16 protein-coding genes and 2 tRNA genes are annotated in these 18,451 nt (G+C 54.1%); 9 read left to right on the top strand and 9 right to left on the bottom strand.

Translation table 11 applies throughout. The annotated features are described in order from the left end of the window. Positions 1–5: 5 nt before the first annotated feature. Together JYB84_RS08910 and eco are read right to left on the bottom strand one after the other, a co-directional pair. The gene (locus JYB84_RS08910) at positions 6–710 is read right to left on the bottom strand and encodes a tRNA/rRNA methyltransferase (RefSeq protein WP_207323030.1); all 705 of its coding nucleotides are present in this window, start codon (positions 708–710) and stop codon (positions 6–8) included. A 72-nt stretch (positions 711–782) separates the two neighbouring features. After that, positions 783–1,349: a serine protease inhibitor ecotin gene (gene eco / locus JYB84_RS08905; RefSeq protein WP_207323029.1), complete on the bottom strand. Its 567-nt coding sequence runs from the start codon at positions 1,347–1,349 to the stop codon at positions 783–785. A 225-nt stretch (positions 1,350–1,574) separates the two neighbouring features. On the opposite strand from eco, the gene dmeF reads away from it, so the two are divergent. The 4 genes from dmeF (at position 1,575) to JYB84_RS08885 (ending at position 7,008) form a co-directional block, all read left to right on the top strand. Continuing rightward, complete coding sequence (dmeF, locus tag JYB84_RS08900; RefSeq protein WP_207323028.1) at positions 1,575–2,630, top strand: CDF family Co(II)/Ni(II) efflux transporter DmeF; 1,056 nt, start codon at positions 1,575–1,577, stop codon at positions 2,628–2,630. Then, positions 2,614–3,063 carry a MarR family winged helix-turn-helix transcriptional regulator gene (locus JYB84_RS08895; protein WP_207323027.1) on the top strand — a complete coding sequence of 150 codons (450 nt, stop codon included), beginning with the start codon at positions 2,614–2,616 and terminating at the stop codon, positions 3,061–3,063. Before dmeF ends, JYB84_RS08895 begins: the two co-directional genes overlap by 17 nt. Positions 3,064–3,125: 62 nt before the next feature. After that, complete coding sequence (locus tag JYB84_RS08890; protein WP_207323026.1) at positions 3,126–5,201, top strand: prolyl oligopeptidase family serine peptidase; 2,076 nt, start codon at positions 3,126–3,128, stop codon at positions 5,199–5,201. 187 nt (positions 5,202–5,388) lie between these two features. Beyond that, positions 5,389–7,008, top strand: a complete 1,620-nt coding sequence (locus tag JYB84_RS08885; protein WP_207323025.1) for a phosphoethanolamine transferase — start codon at positions 5,389–5,391, stop codon at positions 7,006–7,008. Positions 7,009–7,073: 65 nt separating this feature from the next. Here JYB84_RS08885 and JYB84_RS08880 read toward each other — a convergent pair whose 3' ends face one another. From JYB84_RS08880 to JYB84_RS08860, 5 genes are all read right to left on the bottom strand, one after another. Continuing rightward, a complete protein-coding gene (locus JYB84_RS08880; RefSeq protein ID WP_207323024.1) occupies positions 7,074–9,782 on the bottom strand; it encodes a bifunctional acetate--CoA ligase family protein/GNAT family N-acetyltransferase in 2,709 nt (902 codons plus the stop codon). Positions 9,783–9,907: 125 nt separating this feature from the next. Next, positions 9,908–11,539: a methyl-accepting chemotaxis protein gene (locus JYB84_RS08875; protein WP_207323023.1), complete on the bottom strand. Its 1,632-nt coding sequence runs from the start codon at positions 11,537–11,539 to the stop codon at positions 9,908–9,910. 142 nt (positions 11,540–11,681) lie between these two features. Then, positions 11,682–11,758 (bottom strand) — tRNA-Val (locus JYB84_RS08870). A gap of 37 nt (positions 11,759–11,795) precedes the next feature. Beyond that, positions 11,796–11,872, bottom strand: a tRNA-Val gene (locus JYB84_RS08865). Positions 11,873–12,013: 141 nt separating this feature from the next. After that, complete coding sequence (locus JYB84_RS08860; protein ID WP_207323022.1) at positions 12,014–13,381, bottom strand: MATE family efflux transporter; 1,368 nt, start codon at positions 13,379–13,381, stop codon at positions 12,014–12,016. Between the two features lie 30 nt (positions 13,382–13,411). Between JYB84_RS08860 and JYB84_RS08855 the strand changes: the two genes are divergently transcribed. Continuing rightward, a complete protein-coding gene (locus JYB84_RS08855) occupies positions 13,412–14,026 on the top strand; it encodes a riboflavin synthase subunit alpha (protein WP_207323021.1) in 615 nt (204 codons plus the stop codon). Here the strand turns inward: JYB84_RS08855 and JYB84_RS08850 are convergent. Continuing rightward, positions 14,020–14,220 (bottom strand): CPXCG motif-containing cysteine-rich protein, encoded by a 201-nt coding sequence (locus tag JYB84_RS08850; RefSeq protein WP_207323161.1) that lies wholly within the window; start codon positions 14,218–14,220, stop codon positions 14,020–14,022. The two genes, JYB84_RS08855 and JYB84_RS08850, sit on opposite strands and share 7 nt — an antisense overlap. Further along, the gene (locus tag JYB84_RS08845) at positions 14,220–14,954 is read right to left on the bottom strand and encodes an SDR family oxidoreductase (protein WP_207323020.1); all 735 of its coding nucleotides are present in this window, start codon (positions 14,952–14,954) and stop codon (positions 14,220–14,222) included. The genes JYB84_RS08850 and JYB84_RS08845 overlap by 1 nt, the downstream gene beginning before the upstream one ends. Before the next feature lie 242 nt (positions 14,955–15,196). Between JYB84_RS08845 and thrS the strand changes: the two genes are divergently transcribed. The 4 genes from thrS (at position 15,197) to rplT (ending at position 18,325) form a co-directional block, all read left to right on the top strand. Then, positions 15,197–17,125, top strand: a complete 1,929-nt coding sequence (gene thrS, locus JYB84_RS08840) for a threonine--tRNA ligase (RefSeq protein WP_207323019.1) — start codon at positions 15,197–15,199, stop codon at positions 17,123–17,125. Between the two features lie 3 nt (positions 17,126–17,128). Further along, positions 17,129–17,668 carry a translation initiation factor IF-3 gene (gene infC / locus JYB84_RS08835; RefSeq protein ID WP_207323160.1) on the top strand — a complete coding sequence of 180 codons (540 nt, stop codon included), beginning with the start codon at positions 17,129–17,131 and terminating at the stop codon, positions 17,666–17,668. A gap of 85 nt (positions 17,669–17,753) precedes the next feature. Beyond that, positions 17,754–17,948: a 50S ribosomal protein L35 gene (rpmI, locus tag JYB84_RS08830; RefSeq protein ID WP_207323018.1), complete on the top strand. Its 195-nt coding sequence runs from the start codon at positions 17,754–17,756 to the stop codon at positions 17,946–17,948. A 17-nt stretch (positions 17,949–17,965) separates the two neighbouring features. Beyond that, on the top strand, positions 17,966–18,325 hold the full coding sequence (rplT, locus tag JYB84_RS08825) for a 50S ribosomal protein L20 (RefSeq protein WP_011637486.1): 360 nt from the start codon (positions 17,966–17,968) through the stop codon (positions 18,323–18,325). Positions 18,326–18,451 lie beyond the last annotated feature (126 nt).

Below are 18,451 nucleotides of genomic sequence, written 5' to 3'. Positions count from 1 at the left end.
GCCGTTTATCTCTGAGTATTCTGTTTGAGTTTCTCAAGCAAATCTCCCACCAGTTGATGGGCAAGGCGACAGTCCCTATCCGACAGCAACGACAAGCCCTCCATCAGCCAGGGCGTCAGCTTATCATTGGCGCTTAAAGGTAACTGGTCGAGCAAACTTTGGGTCTTGTGTTTGAGCGCCTGCAGCTGTGGTGCCGGTGCTGCTGTGTTTTGCAGTCCCAGTCGTTTTTGCGCATCTGAGAGAGCGTAACAGTAGAGCATGGTGGCTTGCCCCAGATTCAATGACGGATATTCGCATTGCTGTGGCACATAGCTGAGCAGATCGCAAAGGGCCAGCTCCTGATTGTTCAGACCGCTGCTTTCGCGGCCAAAGACCAAAGCGGTTTTCTGGCTTGCCTTGGCAGCCAGGGTCTGTGCCAGTTCATCCGGTGCCAGGTAGTGCCTTGGCGAACCCCGCTCCCGGGCCGTGGTGCCTACCAGAAGATCAAATTCAGGCCGAATAGCCGCCAAACTGTCAACCACACGGGCCGATTCCAAAATCTCTGTGGCTCCATGGGCGACCCATTGTGCTTCGTCCTGCAGGTAACATTGGCTGTTGACCAGCACAAGCCGGGAGAAGCCCATGGTTTTCATGGCCCGGGCGCAGGCACCAACGTTGGCGGGTCTGGCCGGTTCAACCAAAACCAGTGTGGGCAAATGAAGTTGTGTCATAGCTGGGCGCCTTGAAAATAAAAGGGCACCTTTGTGCCCTAAAGCCAAACAAGATTCAAGCCCAAATTGCGGTTATGGCCTGGTTCCCTGTGGTTTTGATGTGCTGCGGAAGTTTTCCTGAGCCCGCCAGAGCCTGTATCTGAGCTCGGCGTTTTCCGGCAGGTAGAAAACGATTGGCATGCGGCTGTTATAGTTGAGCCTCAGGCTGCCGGGCAGGGCGACGAAGCCTTGCTGTTTTGCCAGTTCGAAACAGGCGCGCAGGGTACTGGGCCCCTCACTGAGTTCATCCACCCGGTAATACGGGTAACCCCAGCCTTCCAGGGTCAGGGTTTTCAATTCGCCCTTCAGGCTGTGTTTGTTACAGTCCAGCCACTGGGTTTGGCCAATCTGGATTTCCACCATCCAGTCGACTTCATCCGCCAGCGTCGGCAAGGTCAGTACCCATTGTCTCATGCCGGCTTGCGGTGCTGGAAACATCTTGACCGGCTCTGCCGCGACAAAATCGCCGGCGCTTTGGATTGCCAGCTCTATTTGTGGAATGGATTGTTGTGGCATGGATTGTTGAGGATCGGATTCGGTAGCCGCCAAGGTGGTCAGACTGGACAGGGCGATTAGGGCGGCCATCAAACTATGCTTCATGGAATCTCCTTGGGAATTGAGCTGTGCCGGAATGGCTTCTATCTCAAACGTTCTTTCTGCCTCAAAGGGTTATTTATCTTGCCCAGCGTCTTGGTAACGAGCAAGGGAAAGACATATTTATCTGCTTCCGGTAGGCGGCCAAATACTTTGATTGTCAAACTATATGGAGATCAAATATTATTCCCGCTACAGCATAAGTAAAAATTTTAATTTCCGGACGCAGTTATGGCCCTTAATTCTCCCTCAGCCAAGCCCCATTCCATTAAACGATGGCAGCATGCCCATGGTTTCCTGTCCCAGCAGGAATCGGCAGAACGCAGCACCCGCTACGTGCTTTATCTGACCTTTGTCACCATGGTGGCTGAAATCGCCGCCGGTACTGTGTTCGGCTCCATGGCGTTGCTTGCCGATGGCTGGCACATGGCCACCCACGTTGCGGCTTTTGTGATCACACTGTTTGCCTATCACTATGCACGTAAGCACCGGGACAACCCGGCCTTTGCCTTTGGTACCGGCAAGGTAGGCGTACTGGGCGGATTTACCAGTGCCATCGCCCTGGGATTGGTGGCCTTGATGATGGTGGTGGAGTCCGGCAGTCGCCTGGTTTCACCCCATGAAATCCATTTCAATGAAGCCATAGTGGTGGCCATGATAGGTCTTGGTGTTAACTTGCTCAGTGCCTGGCTGTTGAAAGATGCGCATCACCACCATCACCATCATCATGAACATGGCCATCATGACCACAACCATGACCACAATCATGGACATAGCCATGAACATAGCCATGAACACCTTGAGCATGGCGCCGAAGACCATCATCACCACGACCACAACCTCCATGCCGCCTATATGCATGTGCTGGCCGATGCGCTGACCTCTGTGCTGGCCATTGCCGCCTTGCTTGCCGGAAAGTACGCCGGTCTGAACTGGCTGGACCCTGTGATGGGCATAGTGGGTGCCATTATTATCGGCCGCTGGGCCTGGGGCCTGGTTGTACATACCAGTCCGGTACTGCTCGATGCCATGGAAGACGATGATGATGCCCGCCTGGCTAAGCAATTACTTGAGGCCTTGCCGGATCATCAGGTGGCCGATCTGCATGTGTGGCCGGTCAGCGCCAACCACAGTGCCCTGATGGTGAGCCTGGTAACCCACAGTCCGCGGCCCACAGAGGAATACCATGAGTTGTTGTCCCGTGAACTGCATGTGGACCATATCACGGTTGAGGTCAACGTCTGTACCGCGACAGAATGCCGGAGTCAGCATGGCCAACACCACTGAGCTGCACTATCAACTTCTCGACTTTTATGAAAAATTTTCCGGTTGGGAGCACGATACCGTGGGTGAGAGCGGTTTGCCGCTGTCATGGGTCCACACCATAGAGATGCTGGGAGTACACGGTCCCAGACGCATGACAGATCTGGCCAAACTCAATCATGTCACTCTGGGAACGCTCACCAGTCGCATTGATAAATTGGAAGCGCTTGGCCTGGTTGAGCGCCAGGCCAACCCTGAGGATCGGCGCTCCTTGCTGATAGCCCTCACCGAAGCAGGGCGGGCGGTGTTCGATGAGCATGATCGCAAGCACAGGGCGCTGACAGCGGCCCTGATGGCCAAACTCAGTCAAAAAGAGCGTTTGCAGTTTGCTGACTTGCTTGCCAGGGTGTCAGCCGCATTTGCCGAAGTCGACGGTTCAAATCCCGAAACAAATTAGTGGTTTGCTCCCGGCAGCTTTTGTTATAGCTTTGTGGTTTTATCTTCAGATGGAACTGCAACATGAAACACACCCTATTGCTGCTGTCATTGTTGGCAGCCAGCCAATCACTCAAAGCCGAGGAAGATGCCTTCCTTTGGCTTGAGGACGTTGAAGGCGCCAAGCCCATGTCCTGGGTCAAAAGCCACAATCAGCGCTCGGCCGAGGAAATCAAGGCCTATCCCGGATTTGACACCCTGGTGAGCAACAGCCTCGCCATTCTCAATGACAAGGCCCGAATTCCGTATGCCTTCAGGATCAATGCCCAGCTTTATAACTTTTGGAAGGACGATGAACATCCACGGGGGATCTTGCGCACCACCAGCCGGGAGGAGTACGCCAAGGACAGCCCCAATTGGCACACTGTGCTGGATATAGATGCCTTGGGCAGGGATGAGGGCGTCAACTGGGTTTATAAAGGTTTCAATTGCCAGTATCCCAAAAACGAGCGCTGCTTTGTCAGTCTGTCCCGTGGCGGCGCCGATGCGGTTGAGGTGCGTGAATTCAACCTGACCGCCGGCAAGTTCGTCAGCGAAAACCAGTACTGGGTCCCCGAGGCCAAATCCGATTTGACCTGGCTGGACGAGAACAAGGTGTTTATCGGCACCGATTTCGGCCCGGGCTCCATGACGGACTCAGGTTATCCCAAGCAGGTTAAGCTCTGGCAGAGGGGCACGCCCCTCAAGGATGCCAAGCTTGTCTTCCGTGGCGAGCAGGCTTCGGTTGCCGTCGGCGCTCAGGTGCTGTACGACGGTATCAAACCCCTGGCACTTATCAGCGAATTCCCGACCTTTTTCACCTCCCGTCATCAGGTTTATCAGGATGGCAAACTCACCGCGCTGAATGTACCGGAAGATGCGACCATCGCCGGTTACTATCAGGGCAAACTCTTCCTTGAACTCAAGAGTGAGCTGAAACAGGGCAAAGAGGCCTTCCCACAGGGGGCGGTAGTTTATGCCGATGTCGACAGCCTGGTGTCTGCGACGCCGCACTATGCACTGCTGGTCAGCCCGACGCCAACTGCCTCTATCAACCAGGTAAGCTTTACCCGCGCCGGCATCTTTGTTAACTGGCTGGATAATGTCAAAAGCCGCCTGGAGCGCCTGCGTATGGATGCCAACGGCCAGTGGCAGGTCAGTGCCGTGGATTTTCCCAGCAATGGTAGCCTGACCCTGACCGATCCCCGTCAGGACAGCGACAGCTTTTTTGTCGACTACACCAGTTTCCTTGAGCCTCCGAGTCTGTACGAGGTGGATGGTGGCAGTCTGAAATTCAACAAGCTCAAGGCCATGCCCGAGGGTTTTGATGGCAGCAAGTTTGTCACCGAGCAGCACTTCGCCACGTCCAAAGATGGAACCCGGGTCCCTTACTTTGTGGTCATGGGCAAGGAAACCAAGCTTAACGGTGCCAATCCGACACTCCTTTATGGCTATGGCGGCTTTGAGGTTTCACTGAGACCCAAGTACTCGGCCACCATAGGCAAAAACTGGTTGGAGCAGGGCGGTGTTTACGTACTGGCCAACATCCGTGGTGGTGGTGAATATGGACCGGCCTGGCATCAGGCGGCCTTGAAGCAAAATCGCCATAAAGCCTATGAAGATTTTGAAGCCATCGCCGAAGATCTGATTGCCCGTAAGATCACCTCCAGCCGCCACTTGGGGATCCAGGGTGGCAGCAACGGTGGTCTGTTGATGGGGGCCGCCTTTACCCGCCGTCCCGATCTGTATAATGCCGTAGTTTGTCAGGTTCCCTTGCTGGATATGAAGCGTTTCAATCAGTTGCTCGCAGGAGCCAGTTGGATGGGTGAATATGGCAACCCGGATGTGGCCGAACAATGGGACTACATCAAGGGGTATTCGCCTTACCACAATCTGGACAAGAACAAACGTTATCCCAAGGTGTTCTTCACCACTTCCACCCGTGATGACAGGGTACATCCGGGCCATGCCCGCAAGATGGTCGCCAAGATGGAATCCATGGGGATGGACGTGCTTTATTATGAAAATATCGAAGGCGGCCATGCCGGTGCTGCAGATAATCATCAAGCTGCGGAACTAAATAGCCTGGCGTTTGCCTACTTACTTACACAGCTTAAATAGCCGTAAGAAATTCCCTATAGGTTGGGGACACAAAGCGGCCGATATCTGCGGATTCGGCCGCTTTTATTTACGGCCTGTGGCACCCGATACGGCGGGTCACAAAGGAAAGGCTTCAACCCAAGGTGGCAAGGGCGTTATAATTGCTTGCCCTTTATTCAACATCAACTATTGATTAGCAGGTTTTTGCGTGTTCAAGACTCTATCCGCCAACAAATTTACCTTTTTGCTCGCCCTGTTTTATACCTGCGTTTTCAATATCCCGCTGTTTGAAATTGTTGCCCGCGGCGTACAAAAACAGGCCGATGTTAACTGGGTGTTTATCGCCAGTTTCCCGATCTTGCTCACCTGTCTGCTGAGCCTGATTTTTTCCCTGTTCAGTTTCCGTTTCCTGGCCAAGCCGTTCTTTATCCTGCTGACCCTGCTGTCATCCAGTGTGTTTTTTGGCATGTGGAAGTACGGCATAGTGTTTGACCGTCCCATGATGGAAAACATTTTTGAAACCAACCCCGCAGAGGCATCCATGTACCTCAACTGGGCGTCGGTGTTGAACATGCTGCTCACAGGTCTGCTGCCCGCCTGGCTTATCTTCAAGGCCCCCATTGAATATCGCAGTGCGGGTAAGGAGCTGTTGCACAAGTTGGGCTTTATGCTGGCCATGGTGCTCGTCAGTGGCGTTATTCTCGGGGTTTACTATCAGAATTATGTGGCCTTCGGCCGCAACAATGACGTGATGAAGCAATATATAGTGCCGACCTATTTTATTGGTTCGGCCGCCAAGTACGTCAATCAACACTATTTTGAAAAGCCCATTCCCTACACCCAGCTGGGTACGGATGCGAAACAAAAGCCTTCCGTGGCCGGTAAACCCAAGGTGACTGTGTTGGTCATAGGCGAGACCGCCCGGGCGATGAACTATCAATACTATGGCTATGGCAGAGAAACCAATGCCTATACCGCCAAGCTGGGTTTGGCCGTGTTTGGCAAAACCATTTCCTGCGGTACGGCAACCGCCCAATCCTTGCCCTGTATGTTGTCCCGCTTCGATCGTGATAACTATGATGTGCGCCGTGCCAAGGCCCAGGACAGCGTAATCGACGTTGCCAGCCATGCGGGACTGGCGGTCACCTGGATTGACAATGACAGCGGCTGCAAAGGTGCCTGCGACAGGGTTGAGCATGAATTGATTAAGCTGGATGCGGATCCGGCACTGTGTGATGGTGAATCCTGTTTCGATCAGATCCTGCTGCACCGTCTCGATGACAAGCTGGCAGCGCTGGATGGCCGTGACAGCCTGATAGTCCTGCACGTGATGGGCAGCCATGGCCCGACCTATTACCGTCGTTATCCTGATGATCACAGGTTCTTCACCCCGGATTGCCAGCGCAGCGATATTCAAAATTGCAGTGCTGAAGAACTGATGAACACCTATGACAATACCATTCGCTACACAGACTATATTCTGGCCGAAGTGGTATCGCGGTTACAGTCCATATCGGACAAGGCCGACACGGCCATGATGTACATTTCCGATCATGGTGAGTCCCTGGGAGAAAAGGGCATGTATTTGCACGGCGCGCCCTATGCCTTCGCGCCCAGTGAACAAATAGAAATTCCCTGGCTGCTGTGGCTGTCTGACAGCTTTGCCACAACCACAGGCAAGGACAAAAATTGCCTCAAGACGTCTCTGGGCCGGGGGGAATACAGTCACGATCACCTGTTCGATACCTTGCTGGGCTTGTTGCATGTTGAAACATCCGTATATCGCCGCCAAACGGATGCGTTGGCCGAGTGCAATGTGCAGGTGTAATGGTTTCGAAAAATAGAAAAGGCGCCGATGGCGCCTTTTTTCATATACGTGATCCCGGGAATGGATCAGCCCTGACAGCGTATCTGGGTTAAATCCATGTGCATTTTAATCAGGTGCTCTTCCATATCAAAGGTCACGGTAAAGCCCAGGGATTTCGCCAGATTGGCCATGGCGCGATTCTCGAACATGGTGAATCCGGATAATACCTGGGTACCATTGTCCAGGTAATAATGGATCAATTTTTCCAGCAGCAATTTGCCTAAACCTATCCCCTGAAAGTCACCGCGCACGGCCATGGCAAATTCGGCCTCGGTGTTATCGGGATCGATTGAGGCCCTTACCGCGCCCAGGGTCATATCCTCGCCGTTGGCTTCGCGGGTGGTGGCGATAAATGCCATTTCCCGTGCATAGTCTATCTGGGTCAGCACAGCCATTTCTTCATGGGTCATGCGCTGCCGCACCCCGAAATAGCGCTTGTACCTGTCTTCATCCGACAGCGAGTTGTCGAAGGCCAAATGCTTGGGTTCATCTTCCGGCAATATGGGTCTCAACATCACCTGCAGCCCGTTTTTCAGGACTGCGGTTTCTTCAAGTTCCTTGGGGTAGGGCAAGATGGCGAGGCGATTGCTGTGATCGCCCCCAGGTGGTGCCAGTCCCAGGTTGATATCCAGTACACTTATCTGGTCCCCAGCCGCCAGTACGGGATTAAGATCCAGCGTCTGAATTTCCGGGCAATCGATAATAAGGTGGGAAATCTTTACCAGCATCAGGCACAGGGCCTGCATGTCCAATCCCTTGGGCAGATGCCTGTCCCTGAGCTTATGGGTCTTGAGGGCCTGGATCACCATGTAGCGGGCCAGAGCCATATTCAATGGTGGCAGGGCCACGGCGGCATCCCGGGTGGGTTGCCACTCGGACCCACCTTCACCAAGGCAGATTGCCGGACCAAACACAGGATCCTGGATCACCGCCACACGGATTTCCTGGGCACCGGCGGTGAGCGCCATGCGCTGCACAGTCAATCCCTCAATGCTTATCTTGCTGTCGGCCAGATGCACCCGCTCGGCCATGGCCGTGGCAGCGTGCCTGAGTTCCTCTGCCGAGGTCAGGTTAAGGGTCACCCCATGGACATCGGACTTATGGCGCAGATCTCGGGATTGAATTTTCAGTGCCACAGGATAACCGGCGCGATCCGCCAGCTGCACAGCCTCGTCGACATCGGCAGCAAACCAGGTGGCTATGGTATCGAGACCGTAGGCCGCCAATATCGGCGCCGCCTCATGGGTTTCCAGGCTGCTGCGGCCGGACGCTATCGCCTCTTTCAACAGCAGGCGCGCCCGTGACGGCTCGCTTTGCACCTTGTCGGTAATGGACTGGGGCACCTCCTGCAGCAACTTCTGGTTACGCCGGTATTCCACCATGTGCATAAAGGCCCCCACGGCGCCACCGGGGGTGCGATAGGTCGGCACTCCGGCCCGGGAGAAGCGTTTTCTCGCCTGGTAGGCGGCATCTTCGCCACTCCAGTTGGTGAGGATATTCATGCGATTGCGTTTGGGATGGGTAGCAATGACCTCGATAAGCGCTTCTGCAATTTCAACGCTTTCGCCGAGGGCGGATGGTGAATGCATCACCAAAATGGCATCCACATCGTCACTGTCCATCATCAGCCGCAGGGCCTTGGCGTACCGCTCCGGTCCCGCGTCGCCTATGATGTCAACGGGGTTTTGCCCCGACCAGGTCGACGGCAACACAGTGTCCAGTTGCTTAACCGTATCTTCGCTAAGTTGGGCCAGCTTGCCGCCACGCAGGATGAGTTCATCCACCGCCAATACGGCCGGGCCACCACCGTTGGAAATGATCCCCAGCCGTTCACCCATCAGCGGATTGGCGTGTGCCAGACTTTCCAGCGCCGCAAACATTTCAATAAGATCATTCACCCTGAGCATACCGGCACGGCGGAATGCGGCCTCATAGACAGCATCATTGCCGCTGACTCCGCCTGTGTGCAGTAAGGCAGCATCGGCCCCTTCAAGACTGCGGCCGGATTTAATCACCAAAATGGGCTTGTTGCGGGCGGCGGCGCGGGCGGCCGACAGAAAATGGCGCTTTTCATTTATTGAGTCGATGTAGAGCATGATGGCGCTGGTGCGACCGTCCCGTCCCAGATAATCCAGCAGCTCATCGAAGTCGATATCTATGGCATCCCCGAGGGAAATGAAGGAAGAGAAACCTATTCCCCGATTATTGGCCCAATCCAATACCGTGGTGCAGATGGCCGCAGACTGGGAGACAAAAGCAATCTTTCCCGGCAATGCCGTGGTATGGGCCAGACTGGCATTCAGCCCCAAGGTGGGTAGCATCATCCCCAGGCTGTTGGGGCCCAGGATCCGCATGCCATAACGGCGGGCATGGGCAAGAGTTTGCTCCAGCAGATTCTGATCGTCAGGCCCTTTTTCCTTGGCCATGCCCGATGCCAAGATGATGGCGACCTTGCAGCCAAACTGGGCGAGGGTTTCTACTATGGCCGGCACCCGACTGCCGCGGGTACAAATGATGGCGATATCGGGTTTTATCGGCAGGGATTCGATATTGGGATAGGCCAGTACCCCCATAACCGCCTGATACTTGGGAGTCACCGGCATGATGGGACCGGCAAAGCCACCGGATAAAAGGTGTTTCATCACCACGTTACCGGCCCGTTTGGCACCGTTGGAGGCGCCAATCACGGCGATGGAACTGGGTTTAAACAGGGTGCTCAGGGTACGTTGGCTCATAGCGGTCCATGTCTTAGCAGGCAATATGCCGAAAGCCTATGATTTCACAGCCAAGGGGTAGGGGCAATATGACAAAAGTTGAGCTAAATCCGTTATCTGGAAATTAATTGTCCCGTCTTTCCCGCTCAGCGGATCTTGAATCTGGCCACCTGTTGCCTGAGCTGTTGCCCAAGGGTTCCGGCGCGGTTGGCGCTGGATTGACTGTCGTCCACCAGAGCGACGGTATTGTGACTCAACTCTGACAGTTCGCTCAGGTTGCGATTGATATCCTCTGTGACCTGACTTTGTTCTTCGGTGGCGGTTGCCGTATGTGCAGACATATCGCCGACACGCTCCGTGGCCTCGCTGATTTGCGCCAGGGCACGCTTGGCCTCGTCACTCAGGCCAACAGTCTCTTCCACCAGGCCTGTGCCTTTACTTATCCCGGCAACGGCACTGGTCACGCCGGCTTGCAAGGCGGCGATCATACGCTGAATGTCCTCGGTGGATTTTTCGGTGCGACTGGCGAGGGTTCTGACCTCATCGGCCACCACAGCAAAGCCGCGACCCTGCTCTCCGGCTCGGGCGGCTTCAATGGCCGCATTGAGTGCCAGCAGATTGGTTTGTTCAGCAATGTCGCGGATCACATGCAGCACTGAGGTTATGTTTTCCGAGGTGCTTTCAAGTTCTCCTATGACCTTGGCGGCATGATTAATGGCGTCGGCCAGCTGGCCTATTTTGGCGACGGAATGCTCCAGCACCTTCTGTCCTGCCTGGGTTTGACTCCGGACCTGATTCAATTCGGCAGCGGTTTGCTGAGCATTTTCCGCCACTTCCCGCACCGTGGCGCCCATTTGATTAACCGCCGTCGCCACCAATTCAATCGACTGCCCCTGCTTATGGGTCAGCTCAACAGTGTGGGCCGATACCTTGTCGAGGGTTTGCAGTTCACTTCCGAGGGTGTCGGCATTGGCCACCACAGCCGCCACCATCTGTTGCAGTTGCTCTATAAAGTCATCAATGGCCCGGGCCAGGGTACCGATTTCATCCTGGCGGGCAATGCCAATTCTTTGGGTCAAATCGCCGTCACCACGTGCCAGTGAGTGCACCTTGTTCGTAATGGCCGCCAGGTTTTCAACCAGGTATTTGGGGCCCATGTAAGCAATTAGCAGTGATAACAGGGCCAGGATTAAGGTGATGGTACGCGAAATCCAGCCGCTGCGTTCGGCACCGCTATTACCGGTCGCGGCGAGGTCCTGTGCCTGGTTGTCGGCAGCTTCTCCCGCGGCGTTGTATATGTCCCGCAGGGCTGAAAAGTTTTTCCCGGAAACGTCTTTATAGTGGGCCAGAGCCTCATCGATAGCGCCCTTTTCGGCCAGAGCTATGCTGGTATCGAGATCCTGCTGCCATTTCCGGAACGCTGCATCAAAGCCTCGGGTAGCCTGTTGCACCTCGGTAAATTCGCTCAGCAAAGTGCGGAATTGCTCCATCCGGTCGCTGGCCTGCTCCAGATTTTCCGCTATGCTGTCCAGCTGCTTTTGACGGGCATCGGTGCGCTGGGCAATGGTCATCAGTTGCAATTCCGCCAGGCGCGCCTGATACAAGTCTCGATCGGCATTGAGTACCGCCGAAATGGCCGGGTTGAACTGGGTGCCCAGGGCCGTTGCAAGTCGTGCGGTATGGTTGCTGCGCCACTCGTCTATGACACTGAGTAACAGCAGGGACAGGGTCAGAACAATAAACAGCAGACTGAATCGGGTTCTGAGGCTGGTGAACATGATGTCATCTCATTTAACCATAATGACCTTAATTGTAGTCGCTTGGTCAGCTCGGGAAGGTCTGGCGTAGAAAGTCAGGAATGGAGAAGGGGGAACGGCAGGATTTGCAGGCACAAAAAAACCTGCAATATGCAGGTTTGATTGGTACACCCGAGTGGACTCGAACCACCGACCCCTACCATGTCAAGGTAGTGCTCTAACCAGCTGAGCTACGGGTGTATCGCATGACTTTCACTTTTTGACTCTGTGAAGAGAGTGGTACACCCGAGTGGACTCGAACCACCGACCCCTACCATGTCAAGGTAGTGCTCTAACCAGCTGAGCTACGGGTGTACATTGTCGCCTTGGCAGCGAACGAGCGCTATATTAAGTGGCCCGGTGCCAGGCATGCAAGCAAAAATCATCAAAAATCGCTTAAATGGTGATTTGCTGCGCAACAGGGCGCCAATTGAATTTAAATTCAGCCAAAGACAGTCAGTGGCCGGAGGTGAATTCGAAACGTCTGCCGCTTTTTTGTATGGATCTCAATCGAATAGCAAACAGTATTGCCGCAGTGGTCAAGCCGGCGATAAGACCGGTCCAGAAACCATGGGCCCCCATAGCAGGAACCAGCAGGTCGGTATAGCCGAGCACATAGCCCAGGCTCATACCAACGCCCCAATAGGAAATCAGGGTGATCCCAAAAGCGCTGCGGGTATCTTTATAACCACGAAGGGCTGCGGCAGCCACCACCTGCACCGAGTCTGACAACTGGTACAGGGCGGCCATCAGCATCAGGCTGCCGGCAAGGGCTACCACCTCGGGCTCAGAGTTATACAGCCGGGCGATATCATATCGCAGCAGCACGGTCATCAAAGCAGTACAGGCCGCCAATACAAACCCCAGCGTTAAGCCCACCCTGGTGACCAGTATCGCGGTATCGGTCTGCTCGCGCCCCAGATAGTAACCAACCCGGATAGAAACGGCGATGCCGACCGACAAAGGCAGCATAAAGACCATGGCCGAGAAATTCAGGGCAATCTGGTGGCCCGCAACCACGGTTGCTCCCAGAGGGGCGAGCAGCAGGGCGATTATGGCAAACAGACTGACCTCGAAAAACAGCGCCATGGCAATAGGCATACCCAGTTTAAGCATTTGCCACAGGGTTTTTCCATGGGGCCGATGCCAACTTCCCAATGGCTTAACCTCAGCGAATTTGCGATGCACTTGCATGTAGACTGTCATGGCCAGCAACATGGCCCAAAACACCAGTGCGGTGGCGACCCCGCACCCGGCGCCTCCCATTGCGGGCATGCCGAACTTGCCGTATATGAAGATGTAGTTGGCCGGGATATTCACCGCCAGGCCAATAAAGCCTATGACCATGGTTGGCAGGGTATAGGAAATCCCTTCACTGACACCGCGAAGCACCTGGTACAGCACATAGGCCGGGGCGCCCCAGAGAATGGCGTTGAGGTATCCTTCGGACTGCGCCTGCAACAGCGGCTCCAGGTCCATCTTATCGAGCAATAAGGACGCTGAGCCCAAAAACAGCATCACGCCGATGGCGCCAATTGTGGCAATATAGGCCGCCTGGAATGCCAGCGGACGGATGGATTTCGAATCGTCGGCACCGTGGTAATGTGAAAACAAGGGCGTAAAGGCCATCAGCATGCCGTGCACAAAGAGAATGGCAGGCAACCACAGGCTGGTGCCGACAGCCACAGCGGCCATATCCGTGGCGCTGACGCGACCGGCCATCATGGTATCAATAAAGCCCATCATGGTTTGGGTTATTTGGGCAATGAACACGGGCAATGCCAGTTGAATAAGCTTTTTGGCCTGGAAGCCTGATTGATGCATGGGTTCGCCCTACAACGACAGAGTGAGAAAATGTTTACGGGTATAGTGCAAGCCACCTGCGATGTGGTGGACATTCAAAAGAAAGACAAACTTAACACCCTGGCAATCTCTTTGCCGCCGGAATTGAGAAAAGATCTGAGCCTGGGTGCCAGTATTGCCACCAATGGCGTATGCCTGACAGTGACCGGATGGCAGGATGATAGGGTGTTTTTTGATGTGATGGAAGAGACGCTGAGCCTGACCAACCTGGCAGCGCTGGTTCCAGGCAGCAGGGTAAATATTGAACGCTCGCTGACCTTCGGAAAGGAAATTGGCGGGCATCTGCTGTCCGGCCACATACATACCAAGGCCAGGGTGGTCGGGGTGCAGATGAATGGACTGCAGAAAGATCTCAGGCTTGAACTGGCGCCACAGTGGATGAAATACGTGCTTTACAAGGGTTTTATCGGCGTCAATGGCTGCAGCCTGACCGTGGGTGAGGTGACTCGGAACCAATTCCGGCTCCATTTAATCCCGGAAACCCTGAGGCTCACCAATTTGTCTCTGGTGAGTGAAGGCGATTGGCTCAATATCGAAATCGACAGTCAAACCCAGACCATAGTAGATACGGTCGAGCGGGTATTGGCTGCCCGCCAAGTTCAATAGAGCTGTTCGTCATCCCCATCGACAAAGAGTTCAATCTTGCGGTGCAACTCGTCAATGTGCATACGCAGATGTATGGGGTTGCAACATATACGACAGTCGTCGTAGTAATCCTGATCGCCGCCACTGGCGTCAACATCAATGTGCTGATGATGGCCACAGTGGGGGCAACAGATGGTCTGGGTTTTCACCTTCATCATCCTGCTCCCTGGAAGCCACAGGCACTGCGACCTCCATCCACTGCTATCACTTGCCCGCTGATATAGGGGGCCTCTACAAGGAAGCGCACCGTCCGGGCGATATCTTCAGGCTCTCCCGCACGACTCAATGGTATTTGCCCCAACACCTGCTGTACCGCCTGTCCATCACTGGTTTCGGGCCACAATATGGCGCCCGGTGCCACGCCATTCACCCTCACGGAAGGGGCCAGCTCCTGGGCCAGAGACAGGGTCGCCATTTCCAGCGCTGCCTTTGATATAGAGTATAGGCCATGGCCCTTCAGCGGGCGACGGCCATGGATATCCAGCAGGTTGATGACCACCCCAAGTTGCTGTGCCAACTGGGGGGCAAGAGCCGTGGCCAGAGCATAGGGTGCCAGCAAGTTGGTATTCAGTATCGATGATGCCTGAACCCGGGAAAAAGGCCGGGCATCTGTGCTAAACACAGCGGCGTTGTTGACCAGTACCTTCAGTCCGGAGAGCTGCTTGACCTGGTCGATAAGGCTGTCGAGCTCAGCGGCATCGGCAAGATCTGCCCGAAAGGTGCGACAGGAGCCCTGGCGTATGCTGTTGAAGTGGGCGGCGAGGGCGGTGGCTTCCTCTGCCGACTCATGATAGTGGAGCGCCACATTGTAGCCGGCCCCATGGAGATTGCGCGCTATGGCAGCGCCGATGCGGCGGCTGCCTCCGGTGATCAGTGCCCAATGCTGCATATAAATCTCCTAATCACAGATATTCAAAAACTTAAGTCGGGCAAGCTTACTCCGCACCCCTTAGACTCTCAAGCATAGCAAGCTGCCGGTTTGCTTGTGCCGATAGCGCCTATGCCGTAAACTTATCATTCAACATCCGGAAACGGCATCAAGGCTCCTGTACTGCCTTACCCTTCGGATGTTTTTCATTTTAATGCCCATGTGGCCCTGCGTGTGGGTCACCACTGGAAAAAGGACTATTCATGCCCGTAATTACACTTCCTGATGGCAGCCAACGTGTGTTTGCCAATCCCGTATCCACTCTGGATGTTGCCGCCGACATAGGCCCTGGTCTCGCAAAGGCCTGTATTGCCGGTCGCGTTAATGGCGAACTGAAAGATGCCTGTGATCTGATAACCGACGACGCCACCTTATCCATCATCACCACCAAGGATGAAGAGGGCCTGGAGATATTGCGTCACTCCTGTGCGCACTTGCTCGGTCATGCTATCAAGCAACTGTGGCCCGAAACCAAGATGGCCATTGGTCCTGTGATCGACAACGGCTTCTACTATGATGTGGACCTGGACCACAAGCTGCATCAGGATGATCTGGACGCGCTGGAAAAGCGCATGCTGGAACTGGCCAAAACAGATTACAACGTGATCAAACGCGTGGTGAGCTGGCAGGAAGCCCGTGACACCTTTGAAAGCCGCGGTGAGTCGTACAAGATGGCAATCCTGGACGAGAATATCGCCAAGGATGCCACCCCGGCCCTGTACCATCACGAAGAATACACAGATATGTGCCGTGGTCCCCACGTGCCCAATATGCGTTTCTGCCATCATTTCAAACTGATGAGTGTGGCCGGTGCCTACTGGCGCGGTAACTCCGACAACAAGATGCTGCAACGCATCTACGGTACCGCCTGGGGTGACAAGAAAGCCCTCAGCACCCACCTAGCCCGTCTGGAAGAAGCGGCCAAACGCGACCATCGTAAGATTGGTAAGCAGCTCGACCTGTACCATATGCAGGAAGAAGCACCGGGAATGGTGTTCTGGCACAACGATGGCTGGAGCATTTTCCGCGAATTGGAAACCTTCGTGCGTCACAAGCTCAATGAGTATGTGTATGATGAGGTAAAAGGTCCGTTCATGATGGACAGGGTGCTCTGGGAGCGTTCCGGTCACTGGGACAAATACGCTGATGCCATGTTCACCACCAGCAGTGAAGCCCGTGAATATGCCATCAAGCCGATGAACTGCCCGGGTCACGTGCAGATTTTCAACCAGGGGTTGAAGTCCTACCGCGATCTGCCGCTGCGTATGGCGGAATTCGGTTGCTGTCACCGCAATGAGCCATCAGGTTCGCTGCACGGCTTGATGCGGGTCCGTGGCTTTACCCAGGATGATGCCCATATCTTCTGTACCGAAGAGCAGGTGCAGACCGAGGTGAGCGCCTGTATCAAGATGGTCTATGACACATACTCCACCTTTGGTTTCCAGAACATTGTGGTCAAGCTGTCTACCCGTCCGGAAAAGCGCATTGGTGACGATGCCATGTGGGACAGGGCAGAATCAGCCCTGATTGAAGCGCTCAATGCCAACGGCATCAGTTTCGAAATCCTGCCGGGCGAAGGTGCCTTCTACGGACCCAAGATTGAATTTACCCTGCACGACTGCCTTGACCGCGCTTGGCAGTGCGGCACAGTGCAACTGGATTACGCCTTGCCTGGCCGTTTGGGTGCCACCTATGTGGCCGAAGATAACAGTCGTCAGACACCAGTGATGATCCACCGTGCCATTTTGGGCTCTTTGGAGCGTTTTATCGGCATTCTCATAGAAGAATATGCTGGTCGCTTCCCAACCTGGCTGGCGCCTATGCAGGTTGTTGTGATGAACATAACGGACAAGCAGTCTGATTATGTTGAAGAAGTTGTCAAATTCTTCAAAGAACAGGGCATTCGTGCATCTAAAGACTTGAGGAATGAGAAAATTGGCTTTAAAATACGCGAGCACACCTTAAGGCGTGTCCCTTATCTGTTGGTGGTCGGTGACCAGGAAATGGAGAACAGGGAAATCGCGGTGCGAACCCGTGACGGGGTCGATCTTGGAAAGATGTCGATAGAGTTATTCGCTTCCAAGGTAAAAGAACAAATTTCGCATCGTAGTCTCAAATTGTTGGAGGATTAGGTCATAAAGATCAAAAAAGCAGGGCGTCAATCGGCCCCGAACAGAATCAATGAAGAAATTACCGGCGTACCTGAGGTGCGTTTAACCGGCATTGATGGTGAAGCTATTGGTGTAGTCAGCATCAGAGAAGCTCAAGAGTTGGCCGATGAAGCCGGAGTCGATCTCGTTGAGATCAGTCCTAATGCAGAACCTCCAGTCTGTCGTATAATGGACTACGGTAAATATCTGTTCGATAAGTCGAAAGCACAAAAAGAACAGAAGAAGAAGCAAAAGCAGGTCCAGGTTAAGGAAATCAAATTCCGTCCTGGAACTGACGAAAACGACTATCAGGTAAAACTACGCAACCTGATTCGTTTTCTTGAAGACGGTGACAAAGCGAAAATCACGCTGCGTTTCCGGGGTCGCGAAATGGCACACCAAAACCTGGGTATGGATCTGTTGAACCGTATCAAGGCCGATTTGGAAGAGTATGCGGTTGTCGAGTCCTTCCCGAAAATGGAAGGCCGCCAAGCCATCATGGTGCTGGCACCCAAAAAGAAATAGTAGGGCAAGTTGAAAGTAACAGGCCTTCCTCGGAAGGCCTGTTCGCCTTACGTTTTATTAACATCCCAATGCGGAGTTTGTAGTCATGCCAAAAATGAAAACTGACCGCGGCGTTGCGAAGCGTTTTAAGAAAACCGCCAATGGTTTCAAGCGCAAGCAAGCCCACCTGCGTCACATCCTGACCAAGAAGAGCACCAAGCGTAAGCGCCATCTGCGCGCCAAATGCCTGGTTGCCAAAGCCGACGTTCCAGCAATCGCGCGTCAACTGCCATACGCTTAATTTAGGAGAGATAGAAAATGCCAAGAGTTAAGCGTGGTGTTACCGCACGTGCTCGTCACAAGAAGGTTCTGAAGCTTGCCAAAGGTTACTACGGTGCCCGTTCGCGTACTTATCGCGTAGCGGTACAGGCAGTTACCAAGGCTGGTCAATATGCTTACCGTGACCGTCGTCAGAAGAAACGTCAATTCCGTCAACTGTGGATTGCACGTATCAATGCTGCCTCTCGTCAGAATGGTCTGTCTTACAGCCGTTTCATCAACGGTCTGAAGAAGGCTTCTATCGAGATCGATCGTAAGATCCTGGCCGACATCGCTGTATTCGACAAAGTTGTATTTGCAACTCTGGTTGAAAAGGCAAAAGAAGCTCTGACCAAGTAATTGGTTTGAGTGGAATTGAAAAAGGGACCTCTGGTCCCTTTTTTCGTTTTTGCTCTATCGCCGCCAGTGACATGGTGGCAATAAAAAACCGGTGCATGGCACCGGTTTTTTCACCGCACACTGAAA

Origin of the sequence: Shewanella cyperi, assembly GCF_017354985.1 — a bacterium.
Taxonomy (GTDB): Bacteria; Pseudomonadota; Gammaproteobacteria; order Enterobacterales; family Shewanellaceae; genus Shewanella; species Shewanella cyperi.
This window is presented reverse-complemented; position numbering and strand designations above follow the sequence as displayed.

Excerpts from the sequence above, each read along its gene's own strand:
- JYB84_RS08910 (WP_207323030.1), bottom strand. The coding sequence starts at position 710 with ATGACACAACTTCATTTGCCCACACTGGTTTTGGTTGAACCGGCCAGA.
- eco (WP_207323029.1), bottom strand. The coding sequence starts at position 1,349 with ATGAAGCATAGTTTGATGGCCGCCCTAATCGCCCTGTCCAGTCTGACC.
- dmeF (WP_207323028.1), top strand. The coding sequence starts at position 1,575 with ATGGCCCTTAATTCTCCCTCAGCCAAGCCCCATTCCATTAAACGATGG.
- JYB84_RS08895 (WP_207323027.1), top strand. The coding sequence starts at position 2,614 with ATGGCCAACACCACTGAGCTGCACTATCAACTTCTCGACTTTTATGAA.
- JYB84_RS08890 (WP_207323026.1), top strand. The coding sequence starts at position 3,126 with ATGAAACACACCCTATTGCTGCTGTCATTGTTGGCAGCCAGCCAATCA.
- JYB84_RS08880 (WP_207323024.1), bottom strand. The coding sequence starts at position 9,782 with ATGAGCCAACGTACCCTGAGCACCCTGTTTAAACCCAGTTCCATCGCC.
- JYB84_RS08875 (WP_207323023.1), bottom strand. The coding sequence starts at position 11,539 with ATGTTCACCAGCCTCAGAACCCGATTCAGTCTGCTGTTTATTGTTCTG.
- JYB84_RS08860 (WP_207323022.1), bottom strand. The coding sequence starts at position 13,381 with ATGCATCAATCAGGCTTCCAGGCCAAAAAGCTTATTCAACTGGCATTG.
- JYB84_RS08855 (WP_207323021.1), top strand. The coding sequence starts at position 13,412 with ATGTTTACGGGTATAGTGCAAGCCACCTGCGATGTGGTGGACATTCAA.
- JYB84_RS08850 (WP_207323161.1), bottom strand. The coding sequence starts at position 14,220 with ATGAAGGTGAAAACCCAGACCATCTGTTGCCCCCACTGTGGCCATCAT.
- JYB84_RS08845 (WP_207323020.1), bottom strand. The coding sequence starts at position 14,954 with ATGCAGCATTGGGCACTGATCACCGGAGGCAGCCGCCGCATCGGCGCT.
- thrS (WP_207323019.1), top strand. The coding sequence starts at position 15,197 with ATGCCCGTAATTACACTTCCTGATGGCAGCCAACGTGTGTTTGCCAAT.
- rpmI (WP_207323018.1), top strand. The coding sequence starts at position 17,754 with ATGCCAAAAATGAAAACTGACCGCGGCGTTGCGAAGCGTTTTAAGAAA.
- rplT (WP_011637486.1), top strand. The coding sequence starts at position 17,966 with ATGCCAAGAGTTAAGCGTGGTGTTACCGCACGTGCTCGTCACAAGAAG.